The organism is Balneola vulgaris DSM 17893, from assembly GCF_000375465.1.
Lineage (GTDB): Bacteria > Bacteroidota > Rhodothermia > Balneolales > Balneolaceae > Balneola > Balneola vulgaris.
This window is the reverse complement of sequence record NZ_AQXH01000006.1, coordinates 30,080-47,065: the sequence shown is the minus strand read 5'-3', so window position 1 is coordinate 47,065 and position 16,986 is coordinate 30,080. Positions and strand designations below refer to the sequence as shown.

General features: G+C 39.8%; 17 protein-coding genes. 10 read left to right on the top strand and 7 right to left on the bottom strand.

The features are described from left to right. Positions 1-64 precede the first annotated feature (64 nt). The 4 genes from tig (at position 65) to B155_RS0111055 (ending at position 4,715) form a co-directional block, all read left to right on the top strand. Positions 65-1,354 (top strand): trigger factor, encoded by a 1,290-nt coding sequence (tig, locus tag B155_RS0111070; protein WP_018128334.1) that lies wholly within the window; start codon positions 65-67, stop codon positions 1,352-1,354. Positions 1,355-1,367: 13 nt separating this feature from the next. Next, entirely contained in the window at positions 1,368-2,018 is a 651-nt protein-coding gene (gene clpP, locus B155_RS0111065; protein ID WP_018128333.1) for an ATP-dependent Clp endopeptidase proteolytic subunit ClpP, read from the top strand. Between the two features lie 26 nt (positions 2,019-2,044). Further along, positions 2,045-3,298, top strand: a complete 1,254-nt coding sequence (gene clpX / locus B155_RS0111060; protein ID WP_018128332.1) for an ATP-dependent Clp protease ATP-binding subunit ClpX — start codon at positions 2,045-2,047, stop codon at positions 3,296-3,298. Positions 3,299-3,473: 175 nt separating this feature from the next. Beyond that, entirely contained in the window at positions 3,474-4,715 is a 1,242-nt protein-coding gene (locus B155_RS0111055; RefSeq protein ID WP_018128331.1) for a sensor histidine kinase, read from the top strand. On the opposite strand, the gene B155_RS0111050 is transcribed toward B155_RS0111055, so the two are convergent. The 7 genes from B155_RS0111050 to porQ form a co-directional block, all read right to left on the bottom strand. Next, a complete protein-coding gene (locus B155_RS0111050) occupies positions 4,700-5,263 on the bottom strand; it encodes a sigma-70 family RNA polymerase sigma factor (RefSeq protein ID WP_018128330.1) in 564 nt (187 codons plus the stop codon). The two genes, B155_RS0111055 and B155_RS0111050, sit on opposite strands and share 16 nt — an antisense overlap. A gap of 170 nt (positions 5,264-5,433) precedes the next feature. Then, positions 5,434-6,162, bottom strand: a complete 729-nt coding sequence (locus tag B155_RS0111045; protein ID WP_018128329.1) for a CPBP family intramembrane glutamic endopeptidase — start codon at positions 6,160-6,162, stop codon at positions 5,434-5,436. Beyond that, on the bottom strand, positions 6,159-7,157 hold the full coding sequence (locus B155_RS13670; protein WP_018128328.1) for a LysM peptidoglycan-binding domain-containing protein: 999 nt from the start codon (positions 7,155-7,157) through the stop codon (positions 6,159-6,161). The genes B155_RS0111045 and B155_RS13670 overlap by 4 nt, the downstream gene beginning before the upstream one ends. Beyond that, the gene (locus B155_RS0111035) at positions 7,154-7,417 is read right to left on the bottom strand and encodes a tetratricopeptide repeat protein (protein WP_018128327.1); all 264 of its coding nucleotides are present in this window, start codon (positions 7,415-7,417) and stop codon (positions 7,154-7,156) included. The genes B155_RS13670 and B155_RS0111035 overlap by 4 nt, the downstream gene beginning before the upstream one ends. Before the next feature lie 71 nt (positions 7,418-7,488). Further along, positions 7,489-8,670, bottom strand: a complete 1,182-nt coding sequence (gene aroC / locus B155_RS0111030; RefSeq protein ID WP_018128326.1) for a chorismate synthase — start codon at positions 8,668-8,670, stop codon at positions 7,489-7,491. Beyond that, a complete protein-coding gene (locus B155_RS13380; RefSeq protein ID WP_018128325.1) occupies positions 8,663-9,736 on the bottom strand; it encodes a potassium channel family protein in 1,074 nt (357 codons plus the stop codon). Before B155_RS13380 ends, aroC begins: the two co-directional genes overlap by 8 nt. 2 nt (positions 9,737-9,738) lie before the next feature. Then, positions 9,739-10,725, bottom strand: coding sequence for a type IX secretion system protein PorQ (gene porQ / locus B155_RS0111020; RefSeq protein WP_169331299.1), 987 nt, complete (start codon positions 10,723-10,725; stop codon positions 9,739-9,741). 97 nt (positions 10,726-10,822) lie between these two features. Here porQ and B155_RS0111015 point away from each other — a divergent pair, with 97 nt between their 5' ends. From B155_RS0111015 to B155_RS0110990, 6 genes are all read left to right on the top strand, one after another. After that, positions 10,823-11,560, top strand: coding sequence for an MlaE family ABC transporter permease (locus B155_RS0111015; protein ID WP_018128323.1), 738 nt, complete (start codon positions 10,823-10,825; stop codon positions 11,558-11,560). Positions 11,561-11,563: 3 nt separating this feature from the next. Beyond that, on the top strand, positions 11,564-12,304 hold the full coding sequence (locus B155_RS0111010; protein WP_018128322.1) for an ABC transporter ATP-binding protein: 741 nt from the start codon (positions 11,564-11,566) through the stop codon (positions 12,302-12,304). Positions 12,305-12,307: 3 nt separating this feature from the next. Continuing rightward, positions 12,308-13,255 carry an MlaD family protein gene (locus B155_RS0111005; RefSeq protein ID WP_018128321.1) on the top strand — a complete coding sequence of 316 codons (948 nt, stop codon included), beginning with the start codon at positions 12,308-12,310 and terminating at the stop codon, positions 13,253-13,255. 133 nt (positions 13,256-13,388) lie between these two features. After that, positions 13,389-15,155, top strand: coding sequence for a SurA N-terminal domain-containing protein (locus tag B155_RS0111000; protein WP_240386283.1), 1,767 nt, complete (start codon positions 13,389-13,391; stop codon positions 15,153-15,155). A gap of 91 nt (positions 15,156-15,246) precedes the next feature. Continuing rightward, positions 15,247-16,371: a bifunctional diaminohydroxyphosphoribosylaminopyrimidine deaminase/5-amino-6-(5-phosphoribosylamino)uracil reductase RibD gene (gene ribD / locus B155_RS0110995; protein ID WP_018128319.1), complete on the top strand. Its 1,125-nt coding sequence runs from the start codon at positions 15,247-15,249 to the stop codon at positions 16,369-16,371. Between the two features lie 7 nt (positions 16,372-16,378). Then, positions 16,379-16,984 (top strand): riboflavin synthase, encoded by a 606-nt coding sequence (locus B155_RS0110990; RefSeq protein WP_018128318.1) that lies wholly within the window; start codon positions 16,379-16,381, stop codon positions 16,982-16,984. Positions 16,985-16,986: the final 2 nt, after the last annotated feature.

Genomic DNA, 16,986 nt, shown 5'->3' with positions numbered 1-16,986 from the left:
TTCCTTTCTTAATGAATGATATTCTGTTCATCCATTTAATAGCACACCAAAAAGCGGAGAAAAAGTGAACATTTCTGTTAAAGAGATAACCTCAGTTGATAAAGAACTCACCTTAACAGCTAATCGCGAAGACTTACAAGATACTTTCGATAAAGCCTATAAGAAATACAAGAATCAAATTGCTATGCCTGGTTTCAGACCTGGTAAAGTGCCTTTGACAGTTGTAAAAAAGAGATTCGGTAAAGAAATCGAACTCGAAGAAATAAATAACTACGTTCAGCGTGTGTACGAAAAAGATATCGTGCCAGAATACGCTCCTGTTGGCGAAACTGAGATGCTTGATCTCAAGTGGGAGAACGATGAGCTTGAAGTAGTATTCAAAATTGGTGCTAAGCCTGAGTTTGAGCTCAAAGACCTCAAGAAAATCAAAGTGAACAAAATGGTTCACGATGTAACCGACGAAGAAGTTGAAGAGGAAATCGAAAGAACTCTTGAGCGCGAAGGTACTTGGGAAGATGTAGATACTAAAGCTACAAAAGACTCAAAACTTATCGTTGACGTAATCTCTTTAGATGCAGATGGCAACCCTGTAGATGGTGAAGAAGACACAGACCAAGTGATCGATCTTCGTCAGGATGGCGCTAAAGATTTCTTAAAGTCGCTTAAAGGCAAGAAAACAGGCGATGTTGTAGACATGGAGCTTGGTGATGGCGACGAAACAGATCGCTTCCGTGTAACTATCAAGAAAGTTCAAAAGCTTGAAAAAGCTGAGATGAACGAAGAGTTCATTACTAAAAACAGCAATGGCGAAGCGAAGACGGAAGATGAATTCAAAAGCTTCCTAAAAAGCCAGATGCAAAAGTACTACGACCAATCTACAGATGATATGCTGAAGAACGAATTGGTTGAAGCACTCGTTGAAGCTCATGAAGTTGAAGTTCCAGAAGTATTCTTAGAGCAGATCTTGAATGCATATGTTGAGCAATTAAAGCAACAACAAGGTGGAAAGCTACCAGCTAACTTCGACGAAGTTGTTTACAAAGAAGAAATGCGCGAGCGTGGCTTGAATGAAGCGAAGTGGTCGTTCATTAGTCAAAAACTTCAGGAATCATTTGAAGATATCGAAATAAAACCCGAAGATATTGATGAGTTTATTTCGGCTGAAGCTGCACGTTATGGTGCTACGGCTGATCAGTTAAAACAATACTATGCTCAAAATCCTAATATGCTAGAGCAATTACGTAGCAGCATTAGAGAGAACAAAGTATTTGAAAAACTGGAAGACGAGGTTAAAATTACCGAAGTAGACAAAGAGAAATACCGTAAAATGCGGGAGAAAAAATCTAAAAAATAAAGCTGAAGAGGCTATGATAAGACAACCATTAGCAACCCAACCCATTTTTGAAGTGAATGATCCAATAGAAAGCAACCTTGTGCCTATGGTTGTAGAAACAACCAGCCGCGGTGAGCGAGCATACGATATTTACTCTAGGTTGCTAAAAGACCGCATCATCATCCTTGGTAGCCCTATCAATGATGTTGTAGCGAGTTCTATCGTAGCCCAGCTTCTATTTTTAGAATCTGAAGATCCTGAAAAGGATATCAACCTATACATTAACAGTCCTGGTGGTGTAGTATCAGCAGGTTTAGCTATCTACGATACTATGCAGCACATCAAGTGCGACGTAGCTACTACCTGCATGGGTATGGCAGCAAGTATGGGCGCTGTGCTATTAACAGCAGGTGCAGAAGGTAAAAGAAGTTGTTTGCCACACGCACGAGTGATGATTCACCAGCCATTAGGTGGTGTGCAAGGGCAAGCAAGTGATATCGAAATTGAAGCGAAGGAAATTATTCGCATCAAAAAAGAACTTTCTCAAATTATTGCTGATCACAGTGGTAATACTTTAGAAGATATCATCAAAGACTCTGACAGAAATAACTGGATGTCGGCAGCGGAAGCAAAGAAGTATGGACTAGTGGATAACGTTGTTGCACGTCCAAAATCTGGAAAATAAGTCCGATTTAATTAGATTGTAGTGTCATGAGTGATAAAGAAAAGAACAATGATATTGTAAATTGTTCATTTTGTGGGCGTTCAAGCCTCGAAGTGAACAGTATGGTTGCTGGACCTGGAGTGTATGTATGTGATAGATGCGTTGAAGATGCATCTAGTATCATCAAAAGCGATTTAGCATCGCTAGCACGCCGTAGAGATAAGCCGGAAAGCACCCAACTCAAGCCTGTAGAAATCAAGACTAAACTTGATGAGTATGTGATTGGGCAAGAGCAAGCAAAGAAGACACTATCGGTTGCCGTTTATAACCATTATAAGCGTGTTAATCACGATGGTAACGAAATTGATGATACTCAGATTGAAAAGAGTAACATCGTACTGCTTGGACCAACAGGTAGTGGTAAAACGTTACTGGCACGTACCCTTGCTAAAATTATCGATGTACCATTTACTATAGCCGATGCAACGGTTCTAACCGAAGCTGGTTATGTAGGCGAAGATGTTGAAAGCATCTTAAGCAACTTACTGCAAGCCGCAGATTACGATGTAGAACGCGCAAAGCAAGGTATCGTTTACATTGATGAAGTAGATAAGGTGGCTCGTAAAAGCGATAACCCATCTATCACTCGTGATGTGAGTGGCGAAGGAGTTCAGCAGGCACTTCTGAAAATCTTAGAAGGCACTATAGCTAACATCCCACCAAAAGGCGGAAGAAAGCACCCAGAGCAGAGCTTTATCCAATTAGATACATCAAACATCTTGTTTATCTGTGGTGGCGCATTTGCTGGCCTAGAAGAGATTATTTCAAGAAGGCTTTCAACCAGCTCGATGGGTTTCCATAACCTAGAAAACACGAAATTTGATAAGAACGACCCTGATATCTTTACGCTAGTAGAGCCCGAGGATTTACAACGATTTGGATTAATTCCAGAATTGATTGGTCGTTTACCAATGATTTGTGGTCTCCACGAGCTTTCGGATGAAGCCATGATGGATATCCTCCAAAATCCTAAGAATGCGATTACTAAGCAGTACAAAAAGCTGTTTAAGATGGAAGATGTAGATCTAGAGTTCGAAGATGAAGCTCTAAAAGCAATCGTGAAGAAAGCGAAAGCAAGAAAAACAGGAGCTCGTGGACTTCGATCTATTATGGAGGAAGCAATGTTAGATATCATGTTTAACTTACCTTCTATGAAAGATATCTCGCGTTGTGTGATAACCGCAGAGACCATCGAAGACAAAGCACCACCGGTGTACGAAAAGCAGAAAGCTTCTGCTTAATCAGTTTTAAAGCCCCTTTTATAGGGGCTTTTTCATTTCATAAAGATTCATACATTCAGGTAGTCACCAAGCCTCGCTAATGAAACTGTTTGTTCCCTCCAGTCGGGTTAAGATAATACTAGTAGTGCTCCTCATATTTTTAGGAGTTGGCTCTGTTGTATACAATCAATACTTAGTGAGTAAAATACTGGAACAAGAACGTTCAAGTGTTGAGCTATGGGCAAAGGCCATCGAGTTTAATAGCCTACCTGTAAATGAGCAAGCAAGCACCAAGTTGTTTAAAGCAACCAGGCTCCTAAGGCGCAACCCAGCCGTTCCGGATAGTGTGATCCAGCTTATTATGGAAGCCGAGGCGGCTAAAAGCTCAAATGATTTTGTAAGTCAGGAAATCATCATAGATGAAAAGTCTAAGATTCCTGCAATTGTAGTGGATGACGAGAATGTGATTATCATTTCGAACAATGTTGATTCCGCTCGACTAGCTACTCCGCGCGATCAAGAATTATTGATTCGTGAGTACAAAAGCCTCAATCCGGAAATCAAAATCACTATTGGGGATGAGAAGAAGAAAATAGTACAGTATGTGTATTACGGGGAAAGCCCAACGGTACAACTGTTGCGGTATTTCCCTTATGTACAGATTTTGATTTTGGCATTACTTCTCGGAATTGGATTCACCACCTATCGTTCTATTACAAGATCTGAGCAATCGAACTTATGGGTGGGTATGGCAAAGGAAGCAGCGCATCAATTAGGTACACCCATTTCGAGTTTATATGGTTGGATTCATTTGATGAAAGATGAGTATCGGCATGATGAAACGGCTACCAATATTACTTCCGAAATAGAGAAGGATGTTCAACGCTTAGCGGGAGTTGCAGAAAGGTTTGGGAAAATTGGCTCGGAACCAGAGCTCAAGCTGATGAATATTGAGCCCATCTTGGATCAAGTGTTAGCGTACATGGAACGGCGCTTACCTCGCTTAGGAAAGGGAATTAGAATCGAAAAAGAATTAAAAGCTGAAGGAAAGGTTCTTATTAATCCAGAGTTATTTCAATGGGCGATTGAGAATCTGGTTAAGAATGCAATGGACGCACTCCAATCATCCAAAACGGATTCCTACATCAAAGTAACCTCAAATGTAGATGCAGGTGAAATCTTAATTGATATCGAGGACTCTGGCTTAGGGATAGACATTAAACATGTTAGAAGTGTATTTAGGCCTGGCTTCAGCACGAAGAAAAGAGGGTGGGGATTAGGCCTTAGCTTAACCAAAAGGATTATAGAAGATTACCACAATGGTTCTGTTTATGTATTAAGATCTGAGCTTAATGAGGGAACCACCATGAGAGTGACACTTAAAATTGAAGAAGAAAATGAGCAACTCACACCGATGATTGATCAATCGCCGGTATAGCCTCTTTTCTTAGCGTACTCAAGCAACTCGGTTTTAAGTAGATTTCTACCACGGTGCAGGCGCGAACGGATGGTTCCAATGGGTACATCCAGCATATTGGCGATTTCTTCATAGGTGTAGCCTTCTACATCGCAAAGTAATACAACCGTTCTAAAATCTTCGGGTAGGCGCGATAGAGCAATCGAAAGTTCATCGTCCATTAACTCACGAAACATCAATCGTTCAAGATCAGAGGTTTCTGTGCGTTCTGCTCTTACACTTTCGTAATAAGTGGAAACTTCATCAAAGTCGACTTCCTGTGGACGTTTGGAAACCTTACGATAGTTGTTAATGAAGGAGTTTTTGAGAATTCTAAATAACCACGCTTTGGCATTAGTGCCTTTTTCATAACTGCTGAAAAAACGAAAGGCCTTTACAATAGTGTCTTGCACTAAATCTTCCGCATCGTTGGGATCGGTGGTTAACCTAAGGGCAAAGTTATACAGAACATCCATGTGTGGAATAATTTCCTCATTGAATTCCTGTTGTTTTTTCTTCGTATCCCTCATTAAATCCTATGTCCTCTAAATGAATATCAATGTAACTTCCAGTCAATGGTATTACAAACGTAATTCGTTCCTAATCGGTTTGGTTGTATTGAATTAATTCAACGTTAAATCAAAGTAACAAGCCTGCCCAAGAGTTGTTAATAGATTTAACTTATCGGTCTCTTAAAGAATCAATTAATAATAAGAAGAACAATAATGTCGTAAAGTGCGTGCGTCCAAGCAGCTACACCGAATCCTCTCCATACATATAAGCCATTCAGTAACAACCCAAATATAAACCGATAACTGAAAGATGAAAGTGTAAATGGGTCGCCATATTGCCCGATATAATGCACCAAGCTAAATAGAAGAGCAGATAAAACAACCGATGAAGTTATAGAAGCCCATTTCGCTTCTTTAAATACTTTATCAAAAACCCATATTAAAGCAGTAACGAGGATAACTCTGAAGAATAGTTCTTCATAGAGACCCGCCCCAAGTGAAAGTGCAAATTTTTGAACAACACTCAAGGTTTGAATGCTGCCATCAGGAGCGAATGCAAATACTAAGTTGACGAGAAAGTTTGCGATAACAGCGGTGACTATTGCATATAGAAGACTTTCAGCTATAAGTATTGGGAAATAACGAAATCGTAAAGTTCTAAGCTTTTCACGCTCTTTGTAAAGAATAATGAACCCAAGAATAACAGCAACGGTGAGTGTCCAAGAGATAGCATTTAAATTCAGTGATGTGAAAATGGACTTGAACCAAACATCAACGCTAACTCGAACAGCAAGAGTGGGATCAGGTTGAGCTATTAAAATGAGTAGCTCGTAAGTGAGAAATAATGGCAAACTGAATAGGAAGCTATATAAAAGACTTTTAGTATCCTTAAAATATTCAGTTATCTCATTTTTCATTGGTTGCTGGTATAGATAGAAACGGTGGCAGGTTTAGAAGAATCGAAAGCTAATATTCGGTAAGCTTCATGAGAAAGTTTCAAACCTGAGCCAACTATACGATCATTTACTCGAACATAAATACCACGACCATTCTCTGGGTTTTCAATAAATATGATTGAACCCAACGACATATTGGAATGAGCAGCGGTTAGTTTGTTGGGATTATAAAGTTCACCGTTGGTTGTAGTACTACCTTTTGAGGCATCGGTATAAACTTGCACATTCACAGAGCCTAAGTCTTCTAAGTCAGCTTTTTCTAAATAGGGATTATCGAAAGTTCGAGATGGAGGTAGAAGTACAGTCACTCGTTTAGCGAGTTCGAAATTATCCATATTAATATCAGGATTAAGAGCTTGAAGCTCGGTCTTGGTCATTTCGAATTTAGAGAGTACATCCTCCAGACTTTCTGAATTGCCTACGGTATAGAGAGCAAATTTCCCTTGTGGAGAAGACTCTTCAGAAAACTCGGATACAACAGGAGCAACACTAACGGCTTTAACAGCAAGGCGTTGACCTATGCGAAGGTTGTCACTGCTTAGGTTGTTTAAAGATCGGAGCTCTTGAATGCCCATATCATATTCCCGGGCAATTTTAGTAAGAGTGTCACCGCTTTTAACGATATAAAAAGTATTAGGGTTGGCAGATGATCGTTCTACTAAACTGGAGGTGTCATCTGCAACGCCTTCTTCAATAGCTTCAGTAGCCGTAGTATCAGAAGTGGTGTAATACGTTAGTACTTGCCCAATCGATAATTCATTGCCTGTGATATCATTCCACTGTTTTAACTCAGCAACGGTAGCATCCAGTAGTTTTGAGATGCTATAGAAAGTATCTCCTTTTTTAACAGTATAGCTTTGTTTCTCTTGTGCATTCACAAAGCCCGTGAATAATACAGCGATAATTAAAACTAAGAATGGACGAAGCATAGTGATTATTGGAGTGAATTTGTTCATTCGTTGATTTCCATTTCTAAATTCATGAGCGCACCCTGTAACTCAGACTTGGCATGTTGGTCGTTCAATTGCTGAGCGATTTTAATGCCTGTTTTATATTGAACTATAGCTTCTTCTGCTCTATTTAGTTCCTCTAAAAGTTTACCAAGGTGATAGTAAACCCCTACGTAATTAGGATCCGTTTTAGCTATAGTTTGAAATAGAGTTAAAGCTTTTTGTTGCTCACCTAACTTTAGTAATTCTAGAGCTAAAGCAAACATTAAAAAACAATCCTTAGGATTATTTTTCAACTTAGTAGCAAGTATTGAAATCTTTGAGCTCACAGGATTACCTATTTAGCTTTTTTAAAACGTTCTTCTATTTCTTGTATTGAGTCGCCACCGAATTTTTCTAAAAAGGCATTGGCTATCACAGGCGCTAGTACACTTTCTGCCACAACAACGGCTCTTGGTAATGCACAAACATCAGAACGCTCATAACGTGTATTTGTTTCCTCTAGCGTATGCATATCAATCGTTCCCAATGGGTTAAGCATGGTAGGAATAGGTTTCATAGCTCCACGTATGATGATAGGCATACCTGTGCTCATACCACCTTCAATACCGCCTGCTCTATTGGTTTTTCGGGTAAATCTTGAACCATCATGTGATATCTCGTCATGCACTTCATGGCCATGAGTGCGCGCGGCTTCAAACCCATAGCCGATTTCAACGCCTTTCATTGCTTGAGTTCCCATAATTGCATGGGCAATCATTCCATCGAGTTTCTTATCCCAATGGGTGTAGCTACCTAAACCTACGGGTACACCGGTAATGATAATTTCGTAGATACCCCCAAGTGAAGAACCAGCTTTCCGTTGAATTTTAATTTCTTCACGCATGGCTTCGCTCAAGGTGGCATCTAAACAGCGAACATCGGATTGATCGGAAGCTCTAAAAATTTCTTCAGCGCCCTTTTCTACAAGGGGGTCGGCTAAGGTTCTAACATCTTCCCAAGACTCGTAACCCACTTTCCCAATTTGAATAACATGCCCACCAATCTGAATGCCGAAATGTTTTAAAAACTGCCGAGCTACACCACAACAAGCTACACGCATGGCTGTTTCACGAGCACTAGAGCGCTCAATAACAGGTCGAATATCATCAAATCTATACTTCTGGCTTCCTACTAAATCTGCATGTCCTGGGCGTGGAAGGGTGATTTTCTCAATGCCTTCAGCCTCTTCCTCTTTGTTCATTACTACTGGCCAACCTGCAGCATCTTTTTGGAATGCACGATTTTCTAAAACCAAAGAAATGGGACCACCCATGGTTTTGCCGAAGCGTACACCGGAGTTAATGGTGGCTATATCTTTTTCAAAAGCCATGCGACCACCACGACCATACCCTTTTTGGCGGCGAGCTAAATGTTCCGCTAAATCAGCTTCTGTTATGGATAAACCTGCTGGAACCCCTTCTACAATTCCGGTTAATGCTGGTCCATGAGATTCGCCCGCTGTTAAATATCTAATCATGGGATTTTTTAATTTCGTAATTCATTGTTCGTTCAGCTATTGAACGATTGTCGTTGCAAACCTCAGTTCTAAACTTATCAATCTGCTTTAGATCACCTATCAAAATTAAGGAATCTCCTTCATAGATATGTTCAGAACTATCGGGGTTAAATTTTATACTTTCACCTTGAGGAATGATCGCTATAATGAGCACTCCGTGTTGATTTCGGACGTTGATCTCAGCTAAAGATTTACCGTCTAATTCCGATCCTTTAGCAATTAAAACCTCGTCAAACGTGTGATCGTGTAAAGTGTATTTTGTAATGGAATTCACAAATTCATCTACGTGAGGGCGTAAGATCACATTTGCCATTCGATCAGCCCCAATTTCATAAGGGGAGATTACTTTATTTGCGCCAGCTCTAAGTACTCTGCTTCGGTTTTTGTTCTCATTGGTTCGTACAAGGATGAATAAATTTGGATTCAGTTCACGAGCTAGCAGAGTGGTAAACACATTATCTTGATCACTTGAGAGAGTGCAAATCAACCCTTTAGCTTTTTTGATGCCTGCTTCAAGTAACACAGATTCATCTTCAGCATCGCCTTCTATAAATAAAACCTGATCTTGTTTAACACGGTCTAAACTATCTTCTCGGTTTTCAACAATTACTAGAGGTAGTCCGGCATCTTTGAGTACTTCTGCAATTCGATGGCCAATTCTACCGTAGCCGCATATGATATAATGGTTTTCCATTTTTTGAAGTCTTTTTTGCATTGCGCGTTTATGAAATAATTCGCTCTCAAATAGTAATTGTGTTGTTTGGGAAGCGATGTATGAGATGACACCAATACCAAATACGAAGAGTGACATTGTAAATACTCTGCCTTCAATGGAAAGAGTATGAATCTCAGTAAAACCGATGGTTGAGATGGTTATAAAGGTCATATAAAGCCCTTCAAACCATGTCATGTCTTCAATAAATTGATACCCCATAGTGCCTACACTAAAGATCAATATCATCATAGCGGTAGCAATAATAATATTCTTTATACCGGGGTTGTCATTTAAAATCTTGAAAGAACTCATGGTTATAGAGCAATTTTAAAGCTCAAGTGGGTTACCCCACCTAAAGAGCTGTAAGAGCTTCTGCTGATATCGAAGTGTAGCTTTTTTATAGTAAAACCTACACCAGCGTGTAAGCCTGCAAAATCAAAGTTTTCATTGGTCTTATTTAACTCATGAAGATAGTGATTATAACCGAGTGTAAATTGAAAGGATTCACTGAGCTGAAATTTGGACCCGAGCACAACATGCTTCATCAGTTCATTGAATGCATTGGAAGAGCTGCTTTCAGTTAAAGCGCCGTTTAAATTCCAGTCATTCAGCTTTCGTAATGTGACTGTGAGCTCGGCGGGGAATGCTTCAGGTTTTTTGGTGATACCAACAGCAATATCCAAAGGCATGGGCTCGCGGGTGCCATTATAGGTACTAAATTGGGTGCCTAAATTTCGAATTACGACACCTAATGAAAAATGATTTTCTGTATCGGTATAAAGTACACCTCCCGTTAAGGCAAAAGCCGACGAGGTGTATTGTTCATAGGAAGAATGAATTAAATCAACACTTAGCCCTCCAGTCCAATTCGGAATAATAGTAGTGGCGTATGCCGCATTAATGGCTAGATCGGTGGCGGAAAAGGAGTTTAATTCATTGCCATTTTCGTCATAAGATGTAAAGTCGCCGTGTCCAAGGAACCTTAGGCCTACTCCTAAAGTATGAGAAGTGCCTAAGTCGAGGGAATAGCTAGTGTTTCCCATTTTGGAGTCACCAAAAAAATTAATGAACGTAGCGGAAACCATACCTGTTTCGGAGCCATGGAGATACGCAGGGTTTAAGTGCATATTCGAAAAATCTGGTTCGAATAAACCAGGATGATATCCACCTAAACCCGCGATACTTGCATTGGGGCTCATATCCAAAAAGCGGTAAATAGCGGTTCTGTCAGACTGAGCTATTAGTGAACTGCTGAGGAAAAACGTAAGAATTATGAGTAGTAAAGGCTTAACTTCTTTCAATTTCGAAATGACAATTGGATGAAATGTTTTGTAATATAATTAATTGAATGAGCAAAGCCCTAAACGGTTAAGTTAAGTTTGAATATCAATATTTTTAATGGAAGCAATTAAACAATTAGGTCAGTACTCATTACTCCTTTACCGGGCATTACGTTCGGTTACTGAATTCAGTACATATCGGAAAAATTTATTCAATGAGTTCATAAAAGTTGGGTATGAGTCCATTCCTATCATAATGCTGGTTGGTATTTTTACTGGGGCCGTGCTAACGCTTCAAACCGCCTATCAGTTAGATACTGATCTATATCCTCCATACATCGTTGGTTCCATTGTTTCCCAATCTGTAATTATTGAGCTTGCCGCAGTAATTAGTGCATTAGTACTTGCGGGTAAAGTTGGAGCTAGAATTTCAACAGAGTTAGGCACCATGCGAGTGAGTGAGCAGATAGATGCCTTAGAATCTATGGGTTTTAACTCCGTAGCATTTTTGGTGCTACCTCGAGTATTTGCAGGAATATTGATGTTTCCTGTGTTGTATGTAATTGCCACTTCCTTAGGAATTATTGGCGGTATCATGGCCGGTGCACTAGATGGAATTTTGCCAGCTGCAGAATTCATGAAAGGAGCACGTTCATTTTTCTTCCCAGAAGATGTCGTTTTTGGAGTGCTTAAATCGTTCGTTTTTGGTTTTGTAATCACCTCCATTGCATCTTTTAAAGGGTATTTTGCGTTTGGTGGTGCTGAAGGTGTAGGGAACGCTACAACGCAAGCTACGGTATTAAGCTGTATCTATATATTATTGGCCGACTTTGTGTTAGCAGCCATATTACTATAAGAAATGATAGAAATTAAAAATCTTACTAAGAGCTTTGGCGATAACCTAATATGGAAGGATGTTTCTTTTACCATCGAGGATGGGGAAACATTAGCCGTTATTGGTAAGTCGGGTTGTGGAAAATCGGTATTGCTCAAACACCTCAATGCGTTACTCTATCCTGATTCTGGTGATGTAATTATTGATGGGCAACATATATTCGATTTAAGTTATTCAGAACTCAGATTGATTCGCCAGCGATTTGGAATTCTCTTTCAAGGAGCTGCTTTATTCGATTCCATTAATACCTTTGAAAACGTTGCCTTCCCCCTTCGATATTTTACCAATCAGACTGAAGAAGAGATTGAGAAGAACGTGTATGAGGCATTGAGTCTTGTAAATCTGGATGGATCTGGAAGTAAACAAACTTCGGAATTATCAGGGGGCATGAGAAAGCGTGTTGGATTAGCTCGTGCCATTATCCTGAAACCAGATTATTTATTATATGATGAGCCAACCTCAGGGCTCGATCCTAAAACATCGGATGAAATTAACGAACTTATAGTTGATATGGCCGATCAATTGGATATAACTTCCATTGTTATCACCCACGATATGCACAGTGTGTTATCGATTGCTGAGAAAGTAGCATTTCTAGATGATCAGAAACTGAGTTGGTTTGGAACCATCGATGAAATGAAAAATAGTGAACACCCTCCACTGGTAGAATTTACGACCGCCAGTGAGTATAAAATTAAGGCATAGAAATTGGATTCATCAAAGAACATATTAAGCAACGAAGTCAAAATTGGCCTAACGGTATTGGCCGCATTAATCATTGCTTTTATAGGCTTCAGAATTATGCGCGACGAACCTTTATTTCGTCAACCAACTGTGTTATACACAAAATTTGATCGTGTAGACGCTCTGCTTCCAGGTAATGTGGTTCAGATTAAAGGCTATAAAATCGGTGCTGTTAAAAGCATGGAATATCTTATTGATAAAGATAGTACGCTCGTTACTCTTAGCATTACGGCTGATATACCCATTACCAAAGGTTCTAAAGCTATCTTAAAAAAGCCAGGACCTCTTGGTGCGGTTACTATAGAAATTGAGAAGTCTAAAAGTTCAGAAGTGATTGAATGGGGTTCATATATCCAAGGTGAGATTGATGGTGGTATCTTTGAAACCTTTTCAGAAAAAGGTGAAGTGCTTACGGATGAACTTACAGAATCGGTTACAGGCTTAAATCAGTTTATGCAAAAGCTCGATAGCTCCATGTACCGTGAAGGGGAAGACCCTATTGGTGATATTCTCATGAACATGAAAAAGAGTAGTGAAGATGTTCAACTCGTGATTGAAAAACGTAGAGCTGATATCGATGCAATGATTGCGAACATGAGCAGCTTAACCGAAAATTTTGATGATTTAAGTGAATCTAAGAAGGAAGAAATTGGTGAGATGATTTCGAACCTGCGTTCAACCAGTGAGGAGTTGGAAACGCTGAGTAAAAGCTTAAATCAAACTACATCTACTGTAAACGAACTTCTAGTTAAGATAAATAGCGGAGAAGGTACCTTAGGAAAAATGGTAAATGATGAGTCGCTCTATAATAATTTAGATAGCTTATCCTTTAATTTAAATGAGTTAGTAAAGAGCATTCAGAAGGATCCTAAGAAGTATCTTAAGCATATGCGTTTAGTTGAGGTGTTTTAACGAACAAAGCCTTTCTAGCACTTTCAATTCCTATGGCTTTACTGTATATTTGCAAGCTATTTTAGATGCCTGTGCATCTTAATTTTAATTAAAATTTTAAGTACTGTTTTAGAGGATACCTGTTATGGGTTTAATGGAAACGTTAAGAAGCAGCACCAAATACATTGTAATCGTATTGATCATCTCTTTTGGGTTGATTTGGGTGTTAGCTGATGTTGACTTTTTTGGGGCTATGCAAGCTGGACCAAATAAATTAGGGGAAGTGAATGGCGAAGACATTTCACTCGAAGAATATCAAAGCCGCTTGCAATACTATAGTAATTTATATGTTCAGCAATCTGGTGGCTCAATGTCGCCTGAGATTACGGCTATCTATGAGCGACAAGTTTGGGACGAACTTGTTACTTCTCGACTGATCGAGCAAAAAATGGATGAGCTTGGTATTACTGTTACTGATAATGAATTACTGGATATGGTATATGGTGAGAACCCAGACCCGTTCATCGTTCAGAATTTCAGTCGTCAAGATGGCTCTATCGATCGTGCATATATCGATCAGATTTTGACCAACCCTGACTTTTCACAGCAAGCCATTGCTATTGATCTTCAGTTACGCCAAAAAAGAAGACAAGAAAAGTTAAGCAACTTCATTACTGCTGGACTACAGGTTACCAATCAAGAAATTGAAGAAGAGTATATCAAGAACAACTCGTTCGCTGATGTATCTTACATTCGTTTCCCGTTCAGCGAGATTGATGAGTCTGAAATAACCGTATCTGACAAAGATCTTCGCGACTACTACAACGCAAACAAAGAAGAGTACAAGCAGGAAGAAAGCTACAGAGCTAGCTATGTTACTTTTAGCTTTTTACCTACAGCTGAAGATACTACTGAAATCATCGCTGAAGTTGAAGCTCTACGTGCCGACTTTGCAACTGCTGAAGATGATTCATTGTTCTTAGTTCGTCGCCAGTCTACTACTCCTTACTCTGCAGCCTACATCAACAAGAGTGATGTACGTGATGAGTATAAAGCGGTATTAGAGATTGAAGAAGGTGAAGTAACTGAGCCATTCATCAACGCAGGACAAGTAAGTGTTATCAAAAAAGTTGATGAGCGTAGAAATGACGTGAAGTTTGTTGTGTACTCTCAAATTATTGAAGCACTTCCTTCAACCATCAGAAAAGCAGATAGCGATGCAAGAGACTTCCAATTATTTGCTACCGAAGAAACAGATTTCGAAACAGAAGCTGAAAATGCAGGTCTAGAGATCAAGTCTTCTTTCGCTACAAAAGATAACCCATTCATTTCAGGATTAGGAAGTAGCCAACAAGTACTTTCATTCCTAGAAAAAGCTGACGAAGGCGATGTGTCTCCAGTGTATGAGTTAGGATCTGAGTTCGTTGTAGTAAAACTGGATGAAAAAACTGAAGCTGGTTTTAGACCATTCGACGAAGTTAAAAGCCAAATTGAAAACATCGTAAAGCTTGAAAAGCGTAAAGCATTAACCGCTGAGAAAGTAACGAACATGCTAGCTGGTAATGCAGACTTAGCCGCTTTAGCAACGGCAAGTGGAAAGGAAATAACGGAAGCAAGTGGTGTTGCAGCCAACGCTGTTGTAATGCCTGAAGCTGGACGTGAGCCTAAAGTTATTGGAGCTGTTTTCGCCTTAGAAGAAGGTCAAACTTCAAAAGCTATTACGGGTTCAACAGGTGTATTCGTTGTTCAAGTAACTTCGAAATCAATGGCCTCAGTTGAGAACATGGATGCTACAACAGCTGAGCAAATTCGCCAGCGTTTAGAGCAGCAGAAAAACCAAAAGTTTGTATCTATTTGGTTAGAAGAGTTAAAAGAAAATGCTGATATCGTTGATAACAGAAAGTTCTTTAGCCAAGGCTAATTTAGCTGGATAAGAAAATTGCAAGGGTGAGGAGTTTCTTCTCACCCTTTTTTGTTTGTAGCTTATAAACCAAGTTCAGAATAGATAATCTATGGCAGAGCAAGCAGAACAAGATAAAGATTGGATGCGGGAAGCCTTGCAGCTAGCCGCAAAAGGTAAAGGTGCCGTTTCGCCAAACCCTTTAGTAGGGTGTGTAATTGTTAGTGCAGATAATGAACTAATTGGCGAAGGATACCACAAGAAATTTGGGCAAGCTCATGCCGAAGTGAACGCCATAAAATCAGTCTCTAGTAAAAAACTACTGAAAGGTGCTACAGCTTATGTAACCCTAGAGCCCTGTTCGCACTACGGAAAAACCCCACCCTGCGCTGATATGCTTGCTAAACTACCGTTGAAGCGGGTAGTAGTGGCTATGAAAGACCCAAACCCAAAAGTAAACGGGAATGGAATTCGAATTCTAAAAAATGCTGGAATCGATATTACAACGGGTGTTCTGCAAGAAGAAGCCGAAAAATTGAATGAGTTTTTTATTCATCATCAAACATTTGGGCGGCCAATGGTGATGTTGAAAATAGCTCAAACAGTTGATGGGTTTTTAGCTGCAGCTGACGGTGATTCTCAATGGATTTCTGGCGAAAAATCTAGGAAATTAGTGCATCAATGGAGAAGTGAATATGATGCTGTTTTAGTAGGCCGAACTACAGCGATGGCTGATAACCCTTCCTTAACCGTGCGCCATGTTAAGGGGCGACAACCGCTCCGTGTGGTAATTGATGGGCCTTACGAACTCCCAAGAGAATTGAATGTGTTCTCGGATAAACATGAAGAGAAAACCATAGTTTTTACGTGGAATAAAGAAGCATCAAAAAATGACGCCGACCCAATGATGAAGGTGATGTCGCAGAATTACTTTAGAGGAGAAGTCATTCAGGTATCAAAGTTGGATGGGCATGTAAACCTAAAAGAAGTGTTTCTTCATTTAGGTGAACGAGGGGTTACCTCTGTGTTGGTAGAAGGCGGACAACAGTTAAGTTCAGCGCTATTAAAACAGGGACTGGTGGATAAGCTTTGTGTGTTTATAGCGCCTAAGCTATTAGGTAGTGGTACTCGATCGGTACTAAGCATCGGGGTGAACAAAATGGCTGAGATCTATAACTTGAAAGAAGTGGAATGGTCTCAATGCGGCGACGATATGTTATTAACAGGATATTTATAGGATAGATATGTTTACAGGAATTGTACAAGAAATTGGCGAAGTAAAAGCAAAGAGAAGCTTGAATGGTGGTGGTTTAGAATTTGATATCCGATGTAGTTTTGCTTCAACCTGCCATGAAGATGAAAGCATCGCAATAAACGGGGTATGCCACACCGTAACTGCTTTTGAAGATGAGTTCTTTACCGTACAAAGTGTAGAAGAAACTCTACGTAAGACATCTATTGGGGATTTAGAAGCGAGCTCGCCAGTGAATCTGGAACGTTCGTTAACCCTCCAAACAGGTATAGAAGGTCATCTTGTGCAAGGGCATGTAGATACTACCGGTACCATTATCAATATCGAAGAAGAGAAAACAGGCTGGCTTCTTACACTTGAATACCCCAATGAATATGAGAATATGATTGTGGGAAGAGGTAGTATTACCGTAGAGGGTATTAGCCTTACTGTGGCTCGGGAAGAAGGAAATCAGTTCACTTTGGCTATCATTCCATATACATGGGAGCACACAAACCTACATCATAAGAAAGTAGGCGACAAGCTAAACCTAGAGTTTGATGTAATTGGGAAGTATGTAGTTAAATACCTCTCAAAAATAGGTCGAGACTCACTGTAAAC

What these genes read in the sequence shown, in the direction of transcription:
- clpP (WP_018128333.1), top strand. Translation starts at nt 1,368, where the DNA reads ATGATAAGACAACCATTAGCAACCCAACCCATTTTTGAAGTGAATGAT.
- clpX (WP_018128332.1), top strand. Translation starts at nt 2,045, where the DNA reads ATGAGTGATAAAGAAAAGAACAATGATATTGTAAATTGTTCATTTTGT.
- B155_RS0111050 (WP_018128330.1), bottom strand. Translation starts at nt 5,263, where the DNA reads ATGAGGGATACGAAGAAAAAACAACAGGAATTCAATGAGGAAATTATT.
- B155_RS0111045 (WP_018128329.1), bottom strand. Translation starts at nt 6,162, where the DNA reads ATGAAAAATGAGATAACTGAATATTTTAAGGATACTAAAAGTCTTTTA.
- B155_RS13670 (WP_018128328.1), bottom strand. Translation starts at nt 7,157, where the DNA reads ATGAACAAATTCACTCCAATAATCACTATGCTTCGTCCATTCTTAGTT.
- B155_RS0111035 (WP_018128327.1), bottom strand. Translation starts at nt 7,417, where the DNA reads ATGTTTGCTTTAGCTCTAGAATTACTAAAGTTAGGTGAGCAACAAAAA.
- aroC (WP_018128326.1), bottom strand. Translation starts at nt 8,670, where the DNA reads ATGATTAGATATTTAACAGCGGGCGAATCTCATGGACCAGCATTAACC.
- B155_RS13380 (WP_018128325.1), bottom strand. Translation starts at nt 9,736, where the DNA reads ATGAGTTCTTTCAAGATTTTAAATGACAACCCCGGTATAAAGAATATT.
- B155_RS0111015 (WP_018128323.1), top strand. Translation starts at nt 10,823, where the DNA reads ATGGAAGCAATTAAACAATTAGGTCAGTACTCATTACTCCTTTACCGG.
- B155_RS0111010 (WP_018128322.1), top strand. Translation starts at nt 11,564, where the DNA reads ATGATAGAAATTAAAAATCTTACTAAGAGCTTTGGCGATAACCTAATA.
- B155_RS0111000 (WP_240386283.1), top strand. Translation starts at nt 13,389, where the DNA reads ATGGAAACGTTAAGAAGCAGCACCAAATACATTGTAATCGTATTGATC.
- ribD (WP_018128319.1), top strand. Translation starts at nt 15,247, where the DNA reads ATGGCAGAGCAAGCAGAACAAGATAAAGATTGGATGCGGGAAGCCTTG.
- B155_RS0110990 (WP_018128318.1), top strand. Translation starts at nt 16,379, where the DNA reads ATGTTTACAGGAATTGTACAAGAAATTGGCGAAGTAAAAGCAAAGAGA.